19 protein-coding genes and 3 tRNA genes are annotated in these 17172 nt (G+C 70.0%); 15 read left to right on the top strand and 7 right to left on the bottom strand.

Annotated elements, in window-relative coordinates; all coding sequences use genetic code 11:
• Positions 1-149: 149 nt before the first annotated feature.
• Complete coding sequence (locus ACFFQA_RS06550; RefSeq protein WP_377850731.1) at positions 150-551, bottom strand: RNA polymerase-binding protein RbpA; 402 nt, start codon at positions 549-551, stop codon at positions 150-152.
• A gap of 405 nt (positions 552-956) precedes the next feature.
• Between ACFFQA_RS06550 and ACFFQA_RS06545 the strand changes: the two genes are divergently transcribed.
• Entirely contained in the window at positions 957-2411 is a 1455-nt protein-coding gene (locus tag ACFFQA_RS06545; RefSeq protein ID WP_512699650.1) for an NsdA family TPR-like regulatory protein, read from the top strand.
• A 669-nt stretch (positions 2412-3080) separates the two neighbouring features.
• Positions 3081-4370, top strand: coding sequence for a hypothetical protein (locus tag ACFFQA_RS06540; RefSeq protein ID WP_377850729.1), 1290 nt, complete (start codon positions 3081-3083; stop codon positions 4368-4370).
• Positions 4371-4686: 316 nt separating this feature from the next.
• Here ACFFQA_RS06540 and ACFFQA_RS06535 read toward each other — a convergent pair whose 3' ends face one another.
• Positions 4687-5031: a hypothetical protein gene (locus ACFFQA_RS06535; protein ID WP_377850728.1), complete on the bottom strand. Its 345-nt coding sequence runs from the start codon at positions 5029-5031 to the stop codon at positions 4687-4689.
• A gap of 25 nt (positions 5032-5056) precedes the next feature.
• On the bottom strand, positions 5057-5446 hold the full coding sequence (locus ACFFQA_RS06530; protein WP_377850727.1) for a RidA family protein: 390 nt from the start codon (positions 5444-5446) through the stop codon (positions 5057-5059).
• 72 nt (positions 5447-5518) lie between these two features.
• Between ACFFQA_RS06530 and ACFFQA_RS06525 the strand changes: the two genes are divergently transcribed.
• Positions 5519-6427: a LysR family transcriptional regulator gene (locus ACFFQA_RS06525; RefSeq protein WP_377850726.1), complete on the top strand. Its 909-nt coding sequence runs from the start codon at positions 5519-5521 to the stop codon at positions 6425-6427.
• On the opposite strand, the gene ACFFQA_RS06520 is transcribed toward ACFFQA_RS06525, so the two are convergent.
• Positions 6379-6888 carry a class I SAM-dependent methyltransferase gene (locus ACFFQA_RS06520; RefSeq protein ID WP_377850725.1) on the bottom strand — a complete coding sequence of 170 codons (510 nt, stop codon included), beginning with the start codon at positions 6886-6888 and terminating at the stop codon, positions 6379-6381. The genes ACFFQA_RS06525 and ACFFQA_RS06520 overlap by 49 nt on opposite strands.
• Positions 6889-7030: 142 nt before the next feature.
• Between ACFFQA_RS06520 and ACFFQA_RS06515 the strand changes: the two genes are divergently transcribed.
• The 12 genes from ACFFQA_RS06515 to ACFFQA_RS06460 all read left to right on the top strand — a co-directional run bounded on the left by ACFFQA_RS06515 (position 7031) and on the right by ACFFQA_RS06460 (position 14443).
• Positions 7031-7804: an MOSC domain-containing protein gene (locus ACFFQA_RS06515; protein ID WP_377850724.1), complete on the top strand. Its 774-nt coding sequence runs from the start codon at positions 7031-7033 to the stop codon at positions 7802-7804.
• A gap of 35 nt (positions 7805-7839) precedes the next feature.
• Complete coding sequence (locus tag ACFFQA_RS06510; RefSeq protein WP_377850723.1) at positions 7840-8925, top strand: LLM class flavin-dependent oxidoreductase; 1086 nt, start codon at positions 7840-7842, stop codon at positions 8923-8925.
• Positions 8922-9518, top strand: a complete 597-nt coding sequence (locus tag ACFFQA_RS06505) for an FMN reductase (protein ID WP_377850722.1) — start codon at positions 8922-8924, stop codon at positions 9516-9518. The genes ACFFQA_RS06510 and ACFFQA_RS06505 overlap by 4 nt, the downstream gene beginning before the upstream one ends.
• Positions 9519-9527: 9 nt before the next feature.
• The gene (locus ACFFQA_RS06500) at positions 9528-10115 is read left to right on the top strand and encodes a DinB family protein (RefSeq protein WP_377850721.1); all 588 of its coding nucleotides are present in this window, start codon (positions 9528-9530) and stop codon (positions 10113-10115) included.
• Positions 10116-10504: 389 nt separating this feature from the next.
• A tRNA-Glu gene (locus ACFFQA_RS06495) sits at positions 10505-10576 on the top strand.
• Between the two features lie 32 nt (positions 10577-10608).
• Positions 10609-10680, top strand: a tRNA-Glu gene (locus tag ACFFQA_RS06490).
• Between the two features lie 2 nt (positions 10681-10682).
• A tRNA-Val gene (locus tag ACFFQA_RS06485) sits at positions 10683-10755 on the top strand.
• Positions 10756-10883: 128 nt separating this feature from the next.
• The gene (locus ACFFQA_RS06480; protein ID WP_377850720.1) at positions 10884-12986 is read left to right on the top strand and encodes a TerD family protein; all 2103 of its coding nucleotides are present in this window, start codon (positions 10884-10886) and stop codon (positions 12984-12986) included.
• A gap of 106 nt (positions 12987-13092) precedes the next feature.
• Positions 13093-13284: a hypothetical protein gene (locus ACFFQA_RS06475; RefSeq protein ID WP_377850719.1), complete on the top strand. Its 192-nt coding sequence runs from the start codon at positions 13093-13095 to the stop codon at positions 13282-13284.
• Between the two features lie 13 nt (positions 13285-13297).
• Positions 13298-13585, top strand: coding sequence for an LLM class oxidoreductase (locus ACFFQA_RS06470; RefSeq protein WP_377850718.1), 288 nt, complete (start codon positions 13298-13300; stop codon positions 13583-13585).
• Positions 13569-14075, top strand: coding sequence for an SMI1/KNR4 family protein (locus tag ACFFQA_RS06465; protein WP_377850717.1), 507 nt, complete (start codon positions 13569-13571; stop codon positions 14073-14075). Before ACFFQA_RS06470 ends, ACFFQA_RS06465 begins: the two co-directional genes overlap by 17 nt.
• Before the next feature lie 2 nt (positions 14076-14077).
• A complete protein-coding gene (locus ACFFQA_RS06460; RefSeq protein WP_377850716.1) occupies positions 14078-14443 on the top strand; it encodes an arsenate reductase family protein in 366 nt (121 codons plus the stop codon).
• Positions 14444-14927: 484 nt separating this feature from the next.
• On the opposite strand, the gene ACFFQA_RS06455 is transcribed toward ACFFQA_RS06460, so the two are convergent.
• From ACFFQA_RS06455 to ACFFQA_RS06445, 3 genes are read right to left on the bottom strand one after another with little or no spacing between them, the layout of a single operon-like run.
• Positions 14928-15635 carry an ArsR/SmtB family transcription factor gene (locus tag ACFFQA_RS06455; RefSeq protein WP_377850715.1) on the bottom strand — a complete coding sequence of 236 codons (708 nt, stop codon included), beginning with the start codon at positions 15633-15635 and terminating at the stop codon, positions 14928-14930.
• On the bottom strand, positions 15632-16387 hold the full coding sequence (locus tag ACFFQA_RS06450) for an isocitrate lyase/PEP mutase family protein (RefSeq protein ID WP_377850714.1): 756 nt from the start codon (positions 16385-16387) through the stop codon (positions 15632-15634). The genes ACFFQA_RS06455 and ACFFQA_RS06450 overlap by 4 nt, the downstream gene beginning before the upstream one ends.
• Positions 16387-17136, bottom strand: coding sequence for a cytochrome P450 (locus ACFFQA_RS06445; protein ID WP_377850713.1), 750 nt, complete (start codon positions 17134-17136; stop codon positions 16387-16389). The genes ACFFQA_RS06450 and ACFFQA_RS06445 overlap by 1 nt, the downstream gene beginning before the upstream one ends.
• Positions 17137-17172: the final 36 nt, after the last annotated feature.

Raw genomic sequence — 17172 nt, 5'->3', positions numbered from 1 at the left:
GCCCGGTTCACCCCCAGGAACCGCCCGTGGGCCCTTTCCCTTGTCGCAGAACGGGAAACGCCTCAACCGGCCGACGGTGCCCTCCGTCGGCCGGTTGAGGCGAAGCTGTTCCTCCTCATCGCGGGCCCGCCGCGCCGCGGGCCGTGCGGTCAGGCCCGGAGCCGCTGACGCGTCTCCGGCTGCGCGGCGCCCGCCGTACCGGCGTGCAGCTTCGCGAGGCGTTCGTCCAGCAGGCGCTCCAGGTCGGCGATGCTGCGGCGCTCACGCAGCATGTCCCAGTGCGTGTGGCTGCGCTCGGCCGGGCGGCGACCCGACCTCGGCTGGACGGGGTCGAGCAGCAGGCCGTCCACTCCGTGCCAGCGGCACCGCCACTCGTCCGGGATGACCACGCCCTCGGCGGCGAAGAGCACTTCGAACTCGTGCGACCGCGGCGCGTTCCGGTGGCCCGGGCAGCCGTATCGGGCGATCCGGCGCTTCGCCAGATCGTGGTCACGATCGGCCTCGTAGCTCACCGAACCGCCGACCTGACGACCGCGCAACCGAGACTTCATTTCGCACTTCCTCCCACTTCGTTGGTGGCACAAGGAGAGAGGGGGGCCGCGAGCAGCGCCGCGGTCGGCGCAGGGGCGGGTGGGTGCTCGCGGCCCCCGGGGATGCCGGTCGCGCTCATCCGGGACGAGTTCACCGGGGCGCGGTACCGGCCTGGCCTCACTGTCGAGTCGGGACGACTCCCTTCCGATGTCCATGGCACGGCGGAGCGCGGTCGGGGGGCTCCGCTGGGGGGACGGACGCGCTCCACCGTGCCTTCCTCGAAGCCGGTGTTCTCCGACTTCGAAGCCCAAGGCGTTTTCTGAAAGATCTTCGGTAGTCCCGAATGTCTCGCAGCCGAACGCTTGATCACAATAAACCCCCTGGTCGGGGTCTTTCACCAGAGCTAATAAGGGTTGAACGGTTGAATGGGGGTTGAACGCTGCGCCGATCGGGTGTACTCGAACTGGTCAAAATTGCGTTCTCACGCCACGATGTGCCTCATGTCGACAAGGGGAATTTCGAACGGCAAGCTAGCCAGCCTGATCAGAGATTCCGGGAGTTCCAACGCAGGTTTCGCCAAGAGGGTCAACGAGTTTGGCAGGATGCGCGGCCTGGAGTTGAACTACGACAAGACCGCGGTGAGCCACTGGCTCAGCGGCACCCAGCCCCGGGAGCCGATCCGTTACCTCATCATCGAGGCGTTAAGCCAGAAGCTGGGCCGCCCGGTCACTCTGATAGAGGCCGGCTTCGCGACACCGGGTGAACCGGAATGTGCAGCGCGTAGCCTTGCCTATTCCGCCGACATCAATAACACGGTCAACACACTGACCGAACTTGGCCTAGGGTTAGAGGACATGAACCGTCGAACAATGCTTCAACTCGCTCCCTTTGTGGCATCCGCGATGATCTCCCCCCAACGGGGCTGGATGATCTCCGCGCTGGAGAACAGCGCGCAGCGGCTCGCCGATTCCGGCGTGAAGGACACCGTGGTCGGACTGCGGTCGATGATCGGAATCTTCGACGAGCTGGACAACCGTTATGGCGGCGGTTACGCCAAGGCGGCCACAATTCATTACATGACGGTGGAGGTGCTGCCGCTGCTGGACAAGTCGCACCCCGCTCCGGTGCGCACGCAGCTGTTCGTCTCGGCGGCGAAGCTGGCCGCGATGACCGGCTGGATGTGCTACGACGACGGCCACTACGGGCTGGCCCAGCGCTACATGATCCAGGCGCTTCGGCTGTGCGAGGAAGGCAGGGACGTCGTGCTCGGCGGGCAGATCCTCGCTGGTCTGTCGCATCTGGCGACGACGATGGGCAACCCGGAGGAGGGCGTGCAGCTGGCCCGCGTCGGCCTGGCGACCACCACCGGCTCCGGCAGCTCGCTCGGTCTGATGCGGCTGCACGCCATGCGCGCGCGGGCACACGCCGCGCTGGGCGAGCAGCGCGAGACCGTGGCCGCGATCAGCAACGCCGAAAGCGCGCTGGACCGCAGCAAGGGCCCGGACGGGGAATCCGAGTGGGTGCGGTACCTCAATCAGGCGTACCTGTCAGCGGAAATGGCGTGCTGCTTTCGGGACCTCGGTGACTCAGCGAATGCGGGACGATTCGCGTCCTCTTCTACGCAACGTAACGGGCAACTCGGCCGCCGACAGGCGATCAGTCAGTCCGTCCTCGCCTGCGCCCAGCTTCAGCAAGGAAATCTCGACCTGGCGCTGACAACGGCGACGGACGCGGTCCGGCGGCTCGGCACGATCAAGAGCGACCGCAGCCTCCAGGCCCTCCGGGACTTCTCCAGGCGACTTGAGCCCTATCGCAAGGAAGTGGCCGTCCGCACGTTCCGGCACGAGTCCCGCGCGCTTCTCGGATTCAGCTGCCGCTAACAAAAGGACCGACCCAGCAGTGCCGGCGACGATCCCCATGTCGAGCCCGTTGTTTTTGTCTGGAAGAGATGCGTGAAAGAGCACTACAGCACCCGCGCCCCTGCCGACGGTGCCGAGGTTCCCACCGGAAGTCCACGGTGAGCGACGCGAAGCCCCTGCCCTCCTTGCTGCTACTGCCAGGTAACAACCAGGCCATGGGCTCAGCGCAATTACCTGATAGCGCATGAAACCAGGGTGGCTGCCCACGAGGCAGCAGTATGGCTGACGGCCGATTGCGCGAAAAAGCGCTGTTCGGCTGCCCTCCTCCTGATTCTTAGCCCATGTTCACCGCAACATCCTCCGGTCGAGCGATTGTGAGCAACCGCTGACTTATGGAATAAGCGGGCGCACTCGGCCACGGCCACCGGCCGGGTGCGCCCGCCGCCCGGGAACCGCCGCCCGGCGCCCCGCCGCGCGGCGCCAGAGCCACCCGGCCGATGCCACGGGGATCGCCGTGGCGCCGCACCGCCCCGGCGCGGACCACGATGTGTCCTTTGTGGACTCCACGAGTCGCGCCGTCGCCGGAAAGCATGTATGTACAAGGAAATTGGCTTCAGATTGTATGAAGCGCGTATCACCGCTGGTTAGCGTTCGCGGCTTCCCCGGTTGTGAACGGAAAGGATCGCCGCCGTGTCCCCGTCGCGAATCTCGAAACTGCTGGCCGTGGCCGCCTTGGGCGCCCTGGCCGGGCCGCTCGCGCTGTCGGGCCCAGCCCTCGCCGCGCCCGGCACCCCCTGGGTGGCCGTCGACAACCAGTCCAAGGAGCACGGCAAGTTCCAGTCCGGGCTCGACTTCGACTCCGCGGCCAGCGGCTGGGCGGTCGGCGACGTGACCGACCACACCAGCGGCAAGACCACGGCCTACATCAAGCGCTGGGACGGCGCGAAGTGGACCGACTTCGCCGCCGGTGACCTCGCGGGCAAGGGCGTGGCACTGAACCAGGTCGCCTCGGTCAGCGCCACGGAGGCGTGGGCCACGGGAATGACGATGCCGCAGCAGCAGAGACAGCGGCAGTTCGCTCGCTCCCCGCGCCCTGGCTCCGGGCTGTCCTACCGAGACCGCCAGGGTGTGCACCACGCCGACGCCACGACCGACCAGGCCGCGGCGGGCGCGCCTTACGTTCTCACGCGCTGGGACGGCAAGCAGTGGGCGTCGGTCGCCGCGCCTCAGCCCGCTGCGGGCAAGGACGCGACGGTCGTCGACGTGGAGCGCATCGGTGACCAGGCGTGGGCCGTCGGCGTCGAGCAGAAGGTCGACCCGCAGACCGGCGCGCCCTCGGAGCAGCAGGCGTTCCTCGACCGCTACGTCGCGGGCAAGGTGCAGCGCGCGGAGCTGCCCAAGGAGCTGACCGCCAAGCCCAGCTCGCTGCTGAGCCTCACCGGGGCCGGACCGAACGACGTGTGGCTCTCCGGCGTGTTCCCCACTCCGGAGAAGGACACGCCGTTCGCCGCCCACTGGGACGGCAAGGCGTTCACCGTCACCGAGCTCCCGGTGCCCGCTGAGTTCCCCAACGGCTGGAACGCCGACCAGATCGCGACCATGGGCGGCACGGTCTACGTCGCGGGCCGCTCGCTCTACACCGACGGCACCCTCACCACCGGCTACCGCTACGACGGCAAGGCGTGGTCGGCGTGGACCGACCGAGGGCTGTTCGAGATCAACGACCTGTCGGTGCGCACGGACAACGGCGCGATGATCGCGGGCGGCTGGCCCTCCGGGACGAGCAACATCAGCCAGTACGCCAGCTTCGACGGCAAGGCGTGGACGAGCCACGAGCAGCCCAAGGAGCTGGCGGGCAAGGATGGGCAGGTCCTCGGCGTCGCCTACCTGCCGGGCACCGACCGCGCGATGGGCGTCGGCTACACCAACGACGACAGCGAGTGGGGCGGCAACTACTACATCACCGCGAACAAGTCCTGATCCACGCCGCGGTGGCATCGGATGCGCCCCCGACGCCCCCCGCCGATGCCACCGCGGCATCCCCTTGACCAAGCAGGACGACACCGCCACTTGGGCCGCGTCCTCATACCTCGCCCGAGCGATGACATGACCGCACTCGTGCCGCCCCGGTGATCGCGTTTTGTAGGCATGACGCGAATTGGGAGCGCTCTCTTTCGCGCTATGCCTACAAAACGCGAAACTCGCCCACCGACGTGGAGATCGCGGGACAGGCTCTCGTGAGGGCGGGTTTCCAGTCGTGACGGGGTTCCGTGTGGCGTTGCTGGGCTTGGACCGGTCAGCGGGCCTTGCTCAGGCGGACGAGCTTCGGGCCGCCGGGGCCGACCTCGACCAGGCCGTCCTTCTGCGCGCCCAGCGCCGAGCCGATCTCCGCCAGCAGCGCGGTCATCACCTGCTCGGCGGCCTCCTCGGTCTCCGCCCTGCCGACGACGTACTCCTGCGCAGGGTCGCCCACCAGCCGGGCCAGCAGCACGAACCGGTGGGCGGCGAGCACGGTGGAGCCCGTCGGCCCCTCCTTCGCCACCCGCATCGCCATGACCAGGTCCGCGCGCACCACGCCCCGGTCCTCCGCGGACAGCCAGACCTGCGGTGTCGTCGGCAACGGCATCTCCCGCCAGCTCATTCCCCGACGGTATCCCCCCGATCGGCTACGCGCCGGGGACGCGGGCGTCGACCTCGATCTCGACCTTCATCCGGGGGTCGGCCAGCCCGCAGACGAGCATGGTCGCGGCCGGGCGGACCTCGCCGAAGCGGCGGCGCAGCACCGGCCAGCACGGCTCGAAGTCCTCGCGGTCGGGCAGCAGGTAGCGGACCCGGACCACGTCGGCGAAGGAGCATCCCGCCTCGGCGAGGGCCGCCTCGACGTTGGCGAGGCACTGCTCGGCCTGCTCCACGACGTCGTCGGAGATCGTCATGGCCGCGTAGTCGAACCCCGTGGTGCCGGAGACGTGCACCCAGCCGTCGACGACCACCGCCCGGGCGTAGCCGATCTCCTCCTCGAAGCGCGAACCGCTGAGGATCACCTGTCGTTTCGTCACCCGGGGAACGGTAGGCAGCCCGCAGTCATACGTCCAATACTCTCGTGGGCATCGCGTGATATCTGTTGACGTATGGGCCGCCCCGAACTCGCTCTCCCGCAGCTGCACGCGTTCGTCGTGCTCGCCGAGCTGCGCCATTTCGGCCGCGCCGCGGAGCGACTGGGCATCGCGCAACCGCCGCTGAGCCAGCAGATCCGCCGCCTCGAACAGAAGGTCGGCTTCCCCCTGTTCACCCGAGGCCCCGGCCCGGTCGCGCTCACCCCGGCGGGCCAGGAGCTGCTGCCCGCGGCGCAGCGCGCGCTCGACGCCGCTGAGTCAGGTCTGGTCGCCGCACGCCGCGCGGGTGGCGGTACGGCAGGGCGCATCCGGATCGGCTTCGCCGCGTCGCTCGCGCTGACCGTCCTTCCCGGTCTGCTGCGCGCCCATCGCGAGCGCTTTCCCGATGTGGAGACCGAGATCCACGAGATGACCACCTCGCCCCAGGTGGCCGCGCTGCACGAGCACGTGATCGACGTCGGCTTCGTCAGGGAGACGCCCGACGAACCGGGACTGGCGTGCGAGCCGATCATGCGGGAGGGGTTCGTCGCGGTCCTGCCCGCCGCGCATCCCCTTGCAGCACACCGCGTTGTCCCGGTCCGGTCGCTGGCGGAGGAGGAGTTCGTGCTGCTACCGCGAGCGGCAGGACCGGCGGTGCACGACCGGATCGTGAACCTGTGCCGCGACAACGGTTTCGAGCCGCGCGTCGGGCAGCGCGCGGTGGAGTGGCAGACGGTCTGCGCCCTCGTGGAGGCCGGGGTGGGCGTGTCGATCGCCCCGGCGAGCATCCGCCGCATGCGCCTCAGCGGCGTCGCCCATCGCCGGATCATCCCGGACACCGCGCGCACGGTCGTCGCGATGTGCTGGCGGGGCGAGGACCAGAACCCACTGGTCGCTCATTTCCTGGACGTCACACGCGAGACGCTCGCCGTCACCAGGAAGTAGTCGGCGAGCCCGGCCCGGTTCGCCTTCAGCCAGTTCCGGCCCCAGCTGCCTTTGCACTGGGTCTGCGACACCCACGTGTCGAAGCCCTGCCGCACCCGGTCACCGATGCTCTCCACACGGACGTCGGCGAAGCCCACCTCGTGGAGACCGGCGCGGAACGCCTCGATCGGCACGGCGTAGTCGATGCCGTCGCCGGGAGCGGACTCGTCGGTGGCGAAGAACGGTGCCGCACAAAGCTTTCCGCCCGGCCTCAGGACTCGGCGCGCCTCAGTGGCGAAGGCGGTGCGGTCCTCGAAGTGCTGGGCGGCCTCCACCGAGTAGCACTTGTCGACGGCGCCGTCGCCGAAGGGCATCACCAGCGCGGAACCGTGCTCCAGGACCAGCCGGGCGGGCTGTTCGGCGAGCTGCTCCCGCGAGAGGTCGAGCCCCAGGCCCGAACTCGCGCAGTGCCAGCGCGGCACCGACGGCCAGCACCCTTAGGCTCGAAGGAACCGAGAGCGTCCTCGCCGTCCATGGCCGCGCGCCGCGCCGAACCGCTCTCGTCAGACACCCACGGAGGTCAACAACGAGGTCCAGGGCCGGGCTGGGTGACACAGTACGGGCATGAACAGCGGCGAAACGACATCGACCAGGGTGCTGTCCATCCACAGTGGACGGCCAAGGCACTTCGAGGACCCGGACGGACGGACCTGGTACAGCGGGATCGACAAGGCCCCGGTCACCGGACCGGTGATGCTGCGCGGCACCGGGCTGGACGGGGACGAACAGGCCGACCTGCGCGTCCACGGCGGGCCGGACAAGGCGGCGTGCGTCTACCCCTTCGCGCGCTACCCGCACTGGGCGGGCCAACTCGCCGTCGCCGAGCTGGCTCCCGGCGCGTTCGGCGAGAACCTCCTCGTCGAGGGCGTCACCGAGGACACCGCGTGCATCGGTGACGTGTACTCGCTCGGTGACGCGGTGGTGCAGCTGTCCCAGCCCCGCAGCCCCTGCTGGAAGCTGGCCAGGCGCCACCGGGTGAAGGACCTGGCCGTGCAGGTGCAGAACACCGGCTACACCGGCTGGTACCTGCGCGTGCTCCAGGACGGGGAGATCGCCGCCGGACAACTGCTCACGCTGCTCGAACGGCCCTTCGCGGACTGGACGGTGACCAGGGCCAACCAGGTCCGCTACGGCGGGACGCCCGCCGAGACCAGCGCACTGGCCGACGTTCCCGCCCTCGCGCGGAGCTGGCGGGAGAAGCTCGCCGAGCTCGCGGTCAAGCGCGCGGCGCGCCTGCCGGAGTCCGAGTCGGCTCGCCTGCACGGCGAGAGCGCGGCGAGTACCGGACCTGGTTACGGGAACAACCAGGGACCCGGTATCGTTGAACGAGGTAGTTGAAAGTTCTACTATCTGCTCGAGCACAGGGAGCTGACATGCAGTTCGGGATCTTCACCGTCGGCGACGTCACCACCGACCCCACCACCGGTCGGACCCCCACCGAGGCCGAGCGGATCAAGGCCATGGTCACCATCGCGCTGAAGGCCGAGGAGGTCGGGCTCGACGTCTTCGCCTCCGGCGAGCACCACAACCCGCCGTTCGTGCCGTCCTCGCCGACGACCATGCTCGGCTACATCGCCGCGCGCACCGAGCGGCTGATCCTGTCCACGTCCACGACGCTGATCACGACCAACGACCCGGTCAAGATCGCCGAGGACTTCGCGATGCTGCAGCACCTCGCCGACGGCCGGGTGGACCTGATGATGGGCCGGGGCAACACCGGCCCGGTCTACCCGTGGTTCGGCAAGGACATCCGCGACGGGATCGACCTGGCGATCGAGAACTACAACCTGCTGCACCGGCTGTGGCGCGAGGACGTGGTCGACTGGGACGGCAAGTTCCGCACGCCGCTGCGGTCCTTCACCTCCACCCCCCGCCCGCTGGACGGCACCCCGCCGTTCGTCTGGCACGGCTCGATCCGCAGCCCGGAGATCGCCGAGCAGGCCGCGTACTACGGCGACGGTTTCTTCGCCAACCATATTTTCTGGCCTAAGGAGCACTTCATGCGCCTCATCGGCCTGTACCGCCAGCGGTTCGAGCACTACGGCCACGGCAGCGCAGACCAGGCGATCATCGGGCTCGGCGGCCAGGTGTTCATGCGCAAGAACTCGCAGGACGCGGTGCGCGAGTTCCGGCCGTACTTCGACAACGCCCCGGTCTACGGCCACGGGCCGTCGCTGGAGGAGTTCACCGAGCAGACCCCGCTGACCGTCGGCAGCCCGCAGGAGGTCATCGACAAGACGCTGACCTTCCGCGAGCACTTCGGCGACTACCAGCGTCAGCTGTTCCTGATGGACCACGCCGGCCTGCCGCTGAAGACGGTGCTGGAGCAGCTGGACCTGCTCGGCGAGGAGGTCGTTCCGGTGCTGCGCAAGGAGTTCGCCGCGCTGCGTCCGGCGCACGTTCCCGAGGCCCCGACCCACGCGAGCCTGCTCGCCGCCAGGAAGGAGACCGTCCGATGACCTCGATCGCGGTGGTGTCGGCGGGCCTGAGCGACCCGTCGTCGACGAGGCTGCTCGCCGACCGGCTGGCGTCCGCCACGCGGGAGTCCTTGCGGGACAACGCCTCCGTCGAAGTGGTCACCCTGCGGGAGCACGCGCACGACGTGACGAACAACCTGCTGACCGGTTTTCCCGGCACCAGGCTCGGCGAGGTGATCCGGACCGTCGTCGACGCGGACGCGCTGATCGCGGTCACCCCGATCTTCAACGCCTCCTACAGCGGGTTGTTCAAGTCGTTCTTCGACGTGCTGGAGCCGGACTCGCTCGCGGGAAAGCCGGTTCTGATCGGTGCGACCGGCGGGACGGCGCGGCACTCGCTCGCGCTGGAGCACGCGCTGCGGCCGATGTTCGCCCACCTCCGGTCGGTCGTGGTGCCGACGGCGGTGTACGCGGCCTCTGAGGACTGGGGCAACGACGCGGCGCTGAACGAGCGGATCGCGTTGGCGGGCAAGGAACTCGCCGACCTGCTGGAGCACCGGCCGCCGAGCAGGAAGGCCGATCCGTACACCGACGTCGTCCCGTTCGAGCAGCTGCTTGTCGGTGGTCGTGGCTAGCCTCGCGGCATGAGCCAGCACATCGCACCCGGTGTGGCCGCCGACCTGCACCGGTACCTCCAGGCGTCCCGGGAGAGCCTGCTCGCCTCCCTGGACGGCCTGGCGGAGTACGACATCAGGCGGCCGATGACGCCCAGCGCCACCAACCTGCTCGGCCTCGTCAAGCACCTCGCCGGGATCGAGCTCGGTTACCTCGGCGACTGCGTCGGCCGACCGTCCCCGGTCACCCTGCCGTGGGTCGAGGACGAGTCGATCTGGGACAGCGCCGACATGTGGGCGACGGCTGAGCAGTCCCGGGAGTACCTGGTCGGGCTGTACCGGACCGCGTGGCGGCACTCCGACCAGTCGATCGCGGAGCTGGGCCTGGACGCGCCCGCCACCGTCGCGTGGTGGCCGCGGGAACGGCGGGAGACCACGCTCGGCCACCTCCTCGTCCGCGTCGTCGCCGAGACCGCCCAGCACGCGGGGCACGCCGACATCGTCCGCGAGATGCTCGACGGGCGGGCGGGCCGCGACCACGACGACGTCGGCGACGGCGAGTGGTGGGCCCGGCACGCCGAACGCGTCCGACTGGCGGCGGAAAAGCACCGGGAGTGAGCGCGGAAACAATCCGGAAAATGAGATTGACCCCGCCGCGCCCATCGGTCACGATGAATGCACACAGCCACCGGGAAGGAAAAGCCATGACCACCACGTGGATGCGGGAACCGCAGCGCCATCACGGCGCCGCGCTCGCCGACGTGTGGTCGTCGCGCGAGTCCTGGCAGGAAGAGCGGCGTGGGCTCCCCACGGTGACGTAGCGCTTCGTCACGTTCGGGGAGCCGCCCTTCGGGAGACCGAACCGGGCGGCTTCTCTTTTGCGTGCACCCGAAAAACAATTCGGTGAGCCGACGAGCTTTCGGAAGCGGAACCACCTCCAAAGCGGTTTCCCGGGGGTTCGAATCCTCCCGTCGGTGCTGTCAACAATTCCACAGCGGAGCAGGCAAGGCCGATGCGGCTGACGGTGAGGCCGCCGCACTTTCACTGCGGAGGACCGGGTTCGACTCCCGGATCGGCTACTGCGCCCCTGGACGTGTCAGGGGTGCGCCACAGCGCGTTGGTCCAGCGGAACGGATCCCGGATTCTCACTCCGGGGACACGGGTTCGACTCCCGTACGCGCTACTCGTCCCGTAGCTCAACGGCAGAGCGTCCGCCCCACGGGCGGAAGGCCGCGTGGTTCGACTCCCGCCGGGACGGCTGTGTCGGTCACCCCACGCGCGAGGCTCGGCAGCCACCCAGGTCTCATATCCCTGGGAGACCTGGTTCGACACCAGGGCGCGCGACGTTCCTGCTCCGCTGTGGAGCCACTCCTTGGGGGATTCTCGGTGCTGGACAAGCTGATCATCCGTTCGACGCTGCGCGTGCCCTTCACCGCCGGACCGGCTGGTGACGGTGCGGCCGTGGCCAGGCAGATGGACGCGGTGCTGCTGCGCGCCGGGTTCACCGCCTCCCGTGCCCTGCTGGAGCACGTCTCGGGTCTGGAGCCCGGTGCGGCGATGGACCGCGCGGTGACGGTGGTCGGCGCTGTCCGCGAGCTGGTCGGCGACCACGTCGAGCACAACGCCTACTTCCGCGACTTCCCGGACGGGGTGCCCGACACCGTCGAGTTCTGGGTGGACTGCCTGCGGGCGGTCGTGGCTCCCGGCGGCGTCGACCTGCTGCCCGTCTACGGCACCTACCAGCACGGTTACCCGGAGCTGGTCGCCGCGCACGACGAGCTGATCGCCTCGGCCAAGGACCGGGTCACCGTCGTGCACCTCGGCGGCTCGCTCGACGACGAGGTCCGGGCGTTGTACCTGGAGCTGGCCGGGAGCACGACCCCGTTGGGCGAGGCCGGCCTCGCGGCGCTCGCCGAGCTCGCCCCGCTGTGCCTGGACGCCGGGCAGCCCGAGGCGATCCCGGTCCGCGAGCACCGTGCCGTGATCAACGCCGTGCGGCTGACGTGGGGCCGGGCTCCGCTCGCGGTGGACACGCCGACCGACGTGCTCCGGCTGGCGTGTCAGGCGTCCGGGGGCGATGTCACGCTGCGGACCACGACGCGGTTCCGGCAGTTCCGCCGCCCGGAGCGCCGGATCCTGCTTGCCGCGTTGGACGAGGTCGTCGCGAGCGGTCCCGGCAAGCTCGGTGACATCGCGGCGTACGCGCGGCGCTGGCAGCGTCTCGGCGAGCGGCTGCATCCGCACGAGTACGCCGATTTCCCTCACGCCCAGGACGTTTTCGCGGTAGCGCGCGGAGAGAAGACGGTCCGCTCGCTGGCGGGCCGCATCGAGGTCGCCTTCGGCTCCGGTGACATCGCGCGAGCGGTCGAGCTGCTGTCCGGATCTCCGGGAATGCTGCTGCGCCAGCTGGACCGGGTGTTGCGGTCCTGCTCCCCCGACGAGGCCGTGCACGTGCTTGAGCGCCTGCACGGAGTCATCGATCGCGTGTCGGGACGGGTGCTGTGCTCGGTGCGGGAGCACCTGGGCAACCGCACCCGGACCGACGCGGTGCGCGTGTTCGCCTCTCGTGCTCGGCGAGCCTGGGTGACCGCGGACGAGCGGCCTCCGTTGGACGCGGACGTGGTGGAGCGGGTGCTCGCCGCGCTCGACGCCGAGCTCGCGCGCCGGATTCCCGTGCGTGAGCGCGTGGTCGTCGATCCGGCGGTGCTCACCGTCGCGCTTCCGTTGTCCGGCAAGGCAAGCGAGGACGGGTTCGGCGTGATGCCACGCGGTTCGACGGCCCCGGTGGACGGTGAGCTGCTGCGGCTGTTCACCCACTGGCGCCAGCGTGCCGAGCGCACCGACTACGACTTGTCGGTTTTGTTGCTGGACAAGGATTTCCGCCGCGCGGGCTTCGTGTCGTGGACGAACCACCACAGCGATGGCGCCTACTACTCCGGCGATGTCACGAGCGCCGAGAACGGGGCGAGCGAGTTCATCGACGTGCCGCTGGCCCAGGTCTCGGCGGCCTACATCGTGCCGCAGGTCAACGTCTACGCGGGCGAGGGCTTCGACGCGGTGGCCGAGTCGATGTTCGGGTACATGACTCGTGAGCTGGCGCAGAAGGGAATGCCGTTCGAGGCCAGCACGGTCCGGACGCGTTCGGCGATGCGCGGGTCCGGACGGGTCGCGGTGCCGTTGGTCTTCGCCCGAGGGGACGACGGAACGTGGTCGGCGCGGTGGGCGCACCTCTACCTGCCCGGCACGTCGTGGGCGAACCAGGTCGAGAACAACGGGAGGAGCACCTCGCTGCTGGTGCGCGGAGTCATGCGACGCGACTACCTGACGGTGGCTCACCTGTTGGGACTGTCGGGCGCGTACACGCTTCACGAGGCGGGGACGCGCTACGACGGGCCGGTGACGTTCGTCGGGATCGACCGGCCTGACGGGCTCCCCGAGGGTTCGGAGGTCATCACGCTCGACCGGTTAAACGCGTTGATCCCCGAGTGAGCAGGCACGTACTGTGACGTCCCGTGAGGCTATGAGGAAGCTTCCTTCTCACCCTCTCTTGGATCTAGCTTCCTCCTTCTCCTCACCAGGCGTTGGCCCCGCACCGGTGGACCAGGCGGAGACCGCCGGGCTGGCCTCGGCGTGGTTCGGCCAGCGGCTGGACGACCGCCCAAGGGGTTCGTCGAGCCGACGCTACGAGCGCCCGATCGCGCGGCTGCGGGAGTTCGTGACCGCGCTGCGCTCGATCTTCGACACCGGCGCGGGGCGAGACGCTGACCGCGACCACCGAGCTGGCTGAGGCCCGGCCGAGCGTGCCGGTCCTGGTCTCCGCGATGGCTCCGCAGGCGTTGCGCACCACCGCTGAGCTGGCCGACGGCGCGCTGCCGTTCCTCACCGGGCAAAGGGCGCTCGGAGCTGCTCAGGCGGCGGACCTGGCCCTGATCGGCGACGAGGAGACGGTGGCCGCGCGCGTCCAGGAGCACTTCGACGCGGGGGCCACCGAGGTGGTGCTCAGCCAGACCGGCCTCGCCGGTGACGCCACGCGGCGGCTCGGCGGTGAGCTGGCTCGTAAGATCACCGACCGTGGCGCGGTTCGATGACGTCAAGGCGAGCTTCTGGAGCGACTCCACCGAGTCGCCACCGGTGACCGACGAGCAGGTGGGGGAGGCGGAGCGGTTGCTCGGCGTGCGCCTGCCAGCCTCCCTGGTCGAGCTGCTGCGCGTGCGCAACGGCGGCTACGTCGCGGATGCGTGGAACGCCTTCCCCACCACCAAGCGGACCTCGTGGAGCGCCGACCACGTCCCGTTCGAGCAACTGGCGGGCGCCTGCGAGCCCGAGCACTGGCCGAGCCTGGCGAACACCCCGTACCTGATCGAGGAATGGGAGCTGCCCCAGGGGCTGGTGCTGCTCAGCGGCGACGGGCACTACTGGGTCGCGCTGGACTACCGGGCGTGCGGCCCGGCCGGGGAGCCGTCGGTCACCTGGTTCGAGTGCGAGGCGGACCTGGACGAACTGCCGCTGGCCAAGGACTTCCGGACGTTCGTCGAGGGGCTCACCGCCAGCGACGACTTCTTCGACGAGACGGAGTGAACATGGAGATCTGGATCAACCCCGCGTGTTCCAAGTGCCGGTCGGCGCTGACGCTGCTGGACGCCGAGGGCGCGGACTACACGGTCCGGTACTACCTCCAGGACCCGCCGACGGCGACGGAGCTGGAGGCCGTCCTGGGCCGCCTCGGGCTGGAGCCGTGGGACATCACCCGCCTCGGTGAGCCCGTCGCCGCCGAGCTGGGCATCACGTCCTGGGCGCGCGACGCCACCAACCGTCCACAGTGGATCGAAGCCCTGGTGGCGAACCCCAAGCTCATCCAGCGACCGATCATCACCGCCGAGGACGGCACCGCCTCCGTCGCCCGCACCCCCGAGGCGGTCCGCGCCGCGTTGGACGCCAAGCCGTGAGGTGACCGCGTCGGTGAGGCCCGCGGCAACGAGACGCCGTGGAGGGTTGCGACCAGGGGCCAGGGCGCCGTAACGAACCCCGGCCAGCTCCTAGGCCGCGCCCTGCAAGTGGTAGCACCACCACACCACCCCCTGGCGCCCTCACCCACGTGCCCCCCGTTTCGCGTTTTGTCACCTTGATGCGAAATGAGAGCGCTCTTTCGCGCAATAAGGTGACAAAACGCGAAAACCCCGATCAGGCCAGCCAGCCCACACGCGCACGGGGACACGGGGGCGGTGCCGCCTCGAAGCATCGGGACGACTTGCAGGACAGGCGCCCCCTGGTTCGCGTTTTGTCACCTAAGCGTGAAATGGGAGCGCTCTCTTTCGCGCTTAGGTGGCAAAACGCGAAAAGCCTGACCACGCCAGCCAGCCGGCCAGCGAGTGCGTCGCAGCACGGGGCGGGGCACGGCGGGCGCATCGCCTCCTGCGGTGATCGTGCCTGTTACCGCGACGGCACGCATTCGAGTTCGGCCGCGCCGATGCCGAGGTGGCGGTGCAGCTCATCGATCCCGAGCGGCGTCACCTTCACCGCTCGCTTCGACCCGATCCGCACCGCCCACCCGCGCTCCAGGACCGCGCGGCACAGCTCCGCCGCCGCCACGCCCGCGAGGTGGTCACGCCGCTCCGTCCAATCCAGACAGGACCGGACCAGCGGGCGCTTCGGCGCGGCGGGAAATCGGATGCCCAGGCCGGAGAACCACTCCAGCCCCGCTTCGGTCAGGGCGACGCCGGTGTCGGTGTTCAGCAGGCCGTTGGCGGACATCGCGTCGGTGATCGCCACGCCGAGCCTGCCTGCGAGGTGGTCGTAGCAGGTGCGGCCACGGGCGAGCGCCGCGCTCGCGCTGTGCTGGCGGAGACCAGTGACCGGGGCCGGAGTGACGTGCGCCGACATGGACTCGATGAGCCCGGCCACCGCGTCGTTCGCGAGGCGCACGTAGCGATGGCGGCCTTGACGTCGTTCGGCGAGCAGACCGCCCGCGATGAGCTTGGAGATGTGCTCGCTCGCGGTGGACGGCGCGACCCCGCAGAGCTTGGCCAGCTCACCCGCGGTCCAGGCGCGTTTGTCCAGCAGCGCCAGGCACATCGTCGCTCGCGTCTCGTCCGCCAGCAGTCCCGCCAGCGCCGCCAACTCCGGTCCCACGGTGTTCATGGTCCCAGCAGCTTCACGGTCTCGTCGTAGCCGGGGATGCCGGACGCGACTGGCTGCTCGTCACGCACCGCGAGTGCCGTGGCCACTGTGGCGTGCAGGGCGGCGCGGAAGAGCAGCGAACCCGTGCTGATGCGGCTGACCCCGAGCGCGGCGAGATCGGAGACGGTGTGCTTGCCCGGCAGGTAGAGCAGGTTCAGCGGCGCGTCGATCCGATCCACCACAGCGCTGATCTCGTCGGGGTCCGCCATACCGGGAACGAAGATCCCATCCGCTCCGGCGTCCACATAGGACTCCGCACGGACCAGGGTCTCGTCGAGCGAGGAGCCACCGAGCCAGTAGGTGTCCGTGCGCGCGTTGACGAAGAGCCCGGGGACGCGCCGCTTGATCGCCTCGATGAGTCCACAGTGGACCTCGGGCGCGCCCATCTCGTCCTCGAAGTTCACGCCGACCGCGCCCGCGTCGTGCAGCTGCGCCGCCAGGTCGGCGACCTCGGCCGGATCGGAGCTGAAACCGGACTCGATGTCGACCGTGACCATGCCGGGCAACGACGTGATCAGCCTGGTCAGCGCGATCGTCTCGGCGCGTGTCCTGCCCGCGCCGTCCGGCAGGCCGTTGGCCCCCGCGACACCGAGGCTGGTCGTGCCCACCGCCGGGAAACCCGCGCAGAACAGGGCGGCGGCCGAGGCGTGGTCCCAGGCGTTGGGCAGCAGCAGCGGGTCGCCGGGGCGGTGCAGGTCGGCGAAGGCGGTCATCACGAGCTCCCTTCCAGAACTCCGGCCGCGATGGCCAGCGCGTGGTTGTCGCCGGGGCAGGGCCGCAGCCCCACTCCGAAGGACAGGTGGCGGTGGTTGCCGACGCGGTGCACGTCGAAGGTGTCGGGGTCGGGGAACACGGCGGGGTCGCGGTTGGCCGCAGCCAGGTCCAGCTCGGTCAGCGTGCCGTCCGGAGCCTGGCGCCGCAGCACACGAACCGGTGGCGAGTGCCGCAGTGTCTCCGCGAGCACTGCCTCGGGCACGCCGGAATCCTTGTACGGCAACGCATTCCTGATGAGTCCCGCCGTGGAGGCGCAGGCTTGGACGAGTAGGCAGGCGCGCGCGGCGGTGGCCTCGTCCCACGTTCCGCCGAGTGCCGCGACGAGCGAGGCGACCGCCGCGTCGTCGGCGGGCGTGGGCTCGACCGGCGGGAGGTAGGCGCGGGCCGCCGCGACGACGACCGCCGGGTCGACCGCGACGCCCAGCGCCTCGGCCAGCACCTCGACGGCAGCGGTGTCGGGGCGGTCCGCGAGCGCGCGAGCGCGGCGGCGGAGCGTGTCCGGGACGAGCGCGCGGAGCGGGGCCTCGACGAGGCCGCGACGCCGCGCGTGGGTGGCGCCGGAGCTGAAGCGGGGCACGGCGGAGCGCAGCCAGCCGACTCCGGTGGTCGCGGCGGGCGTGGGCGGCACGATCAGGTCCCGGTCCGCCAAAGCGGCGCTGACCTGGTCGTATGTGGCGAGCACGAGCATGAGCCGACAGTAGGCCGCACACGGTTCGGTGGCCGC

The sequence above is a fragment of the Allokutzneria oryzae genome, from assembly GCF_042429765.1.
Classification (GTDB): Bacteria; Actinomycetota; Actinomycetes; order Mycobacteriales; family Pseudonocardiaceae; genus Allokutzneria; species Allokutzneria oryzae.
The sequence above is the reverse complement of the archived record's forward strand: the minus strand, read 5'-3'. Positions and strand labels throughout refer to the sequence as shown.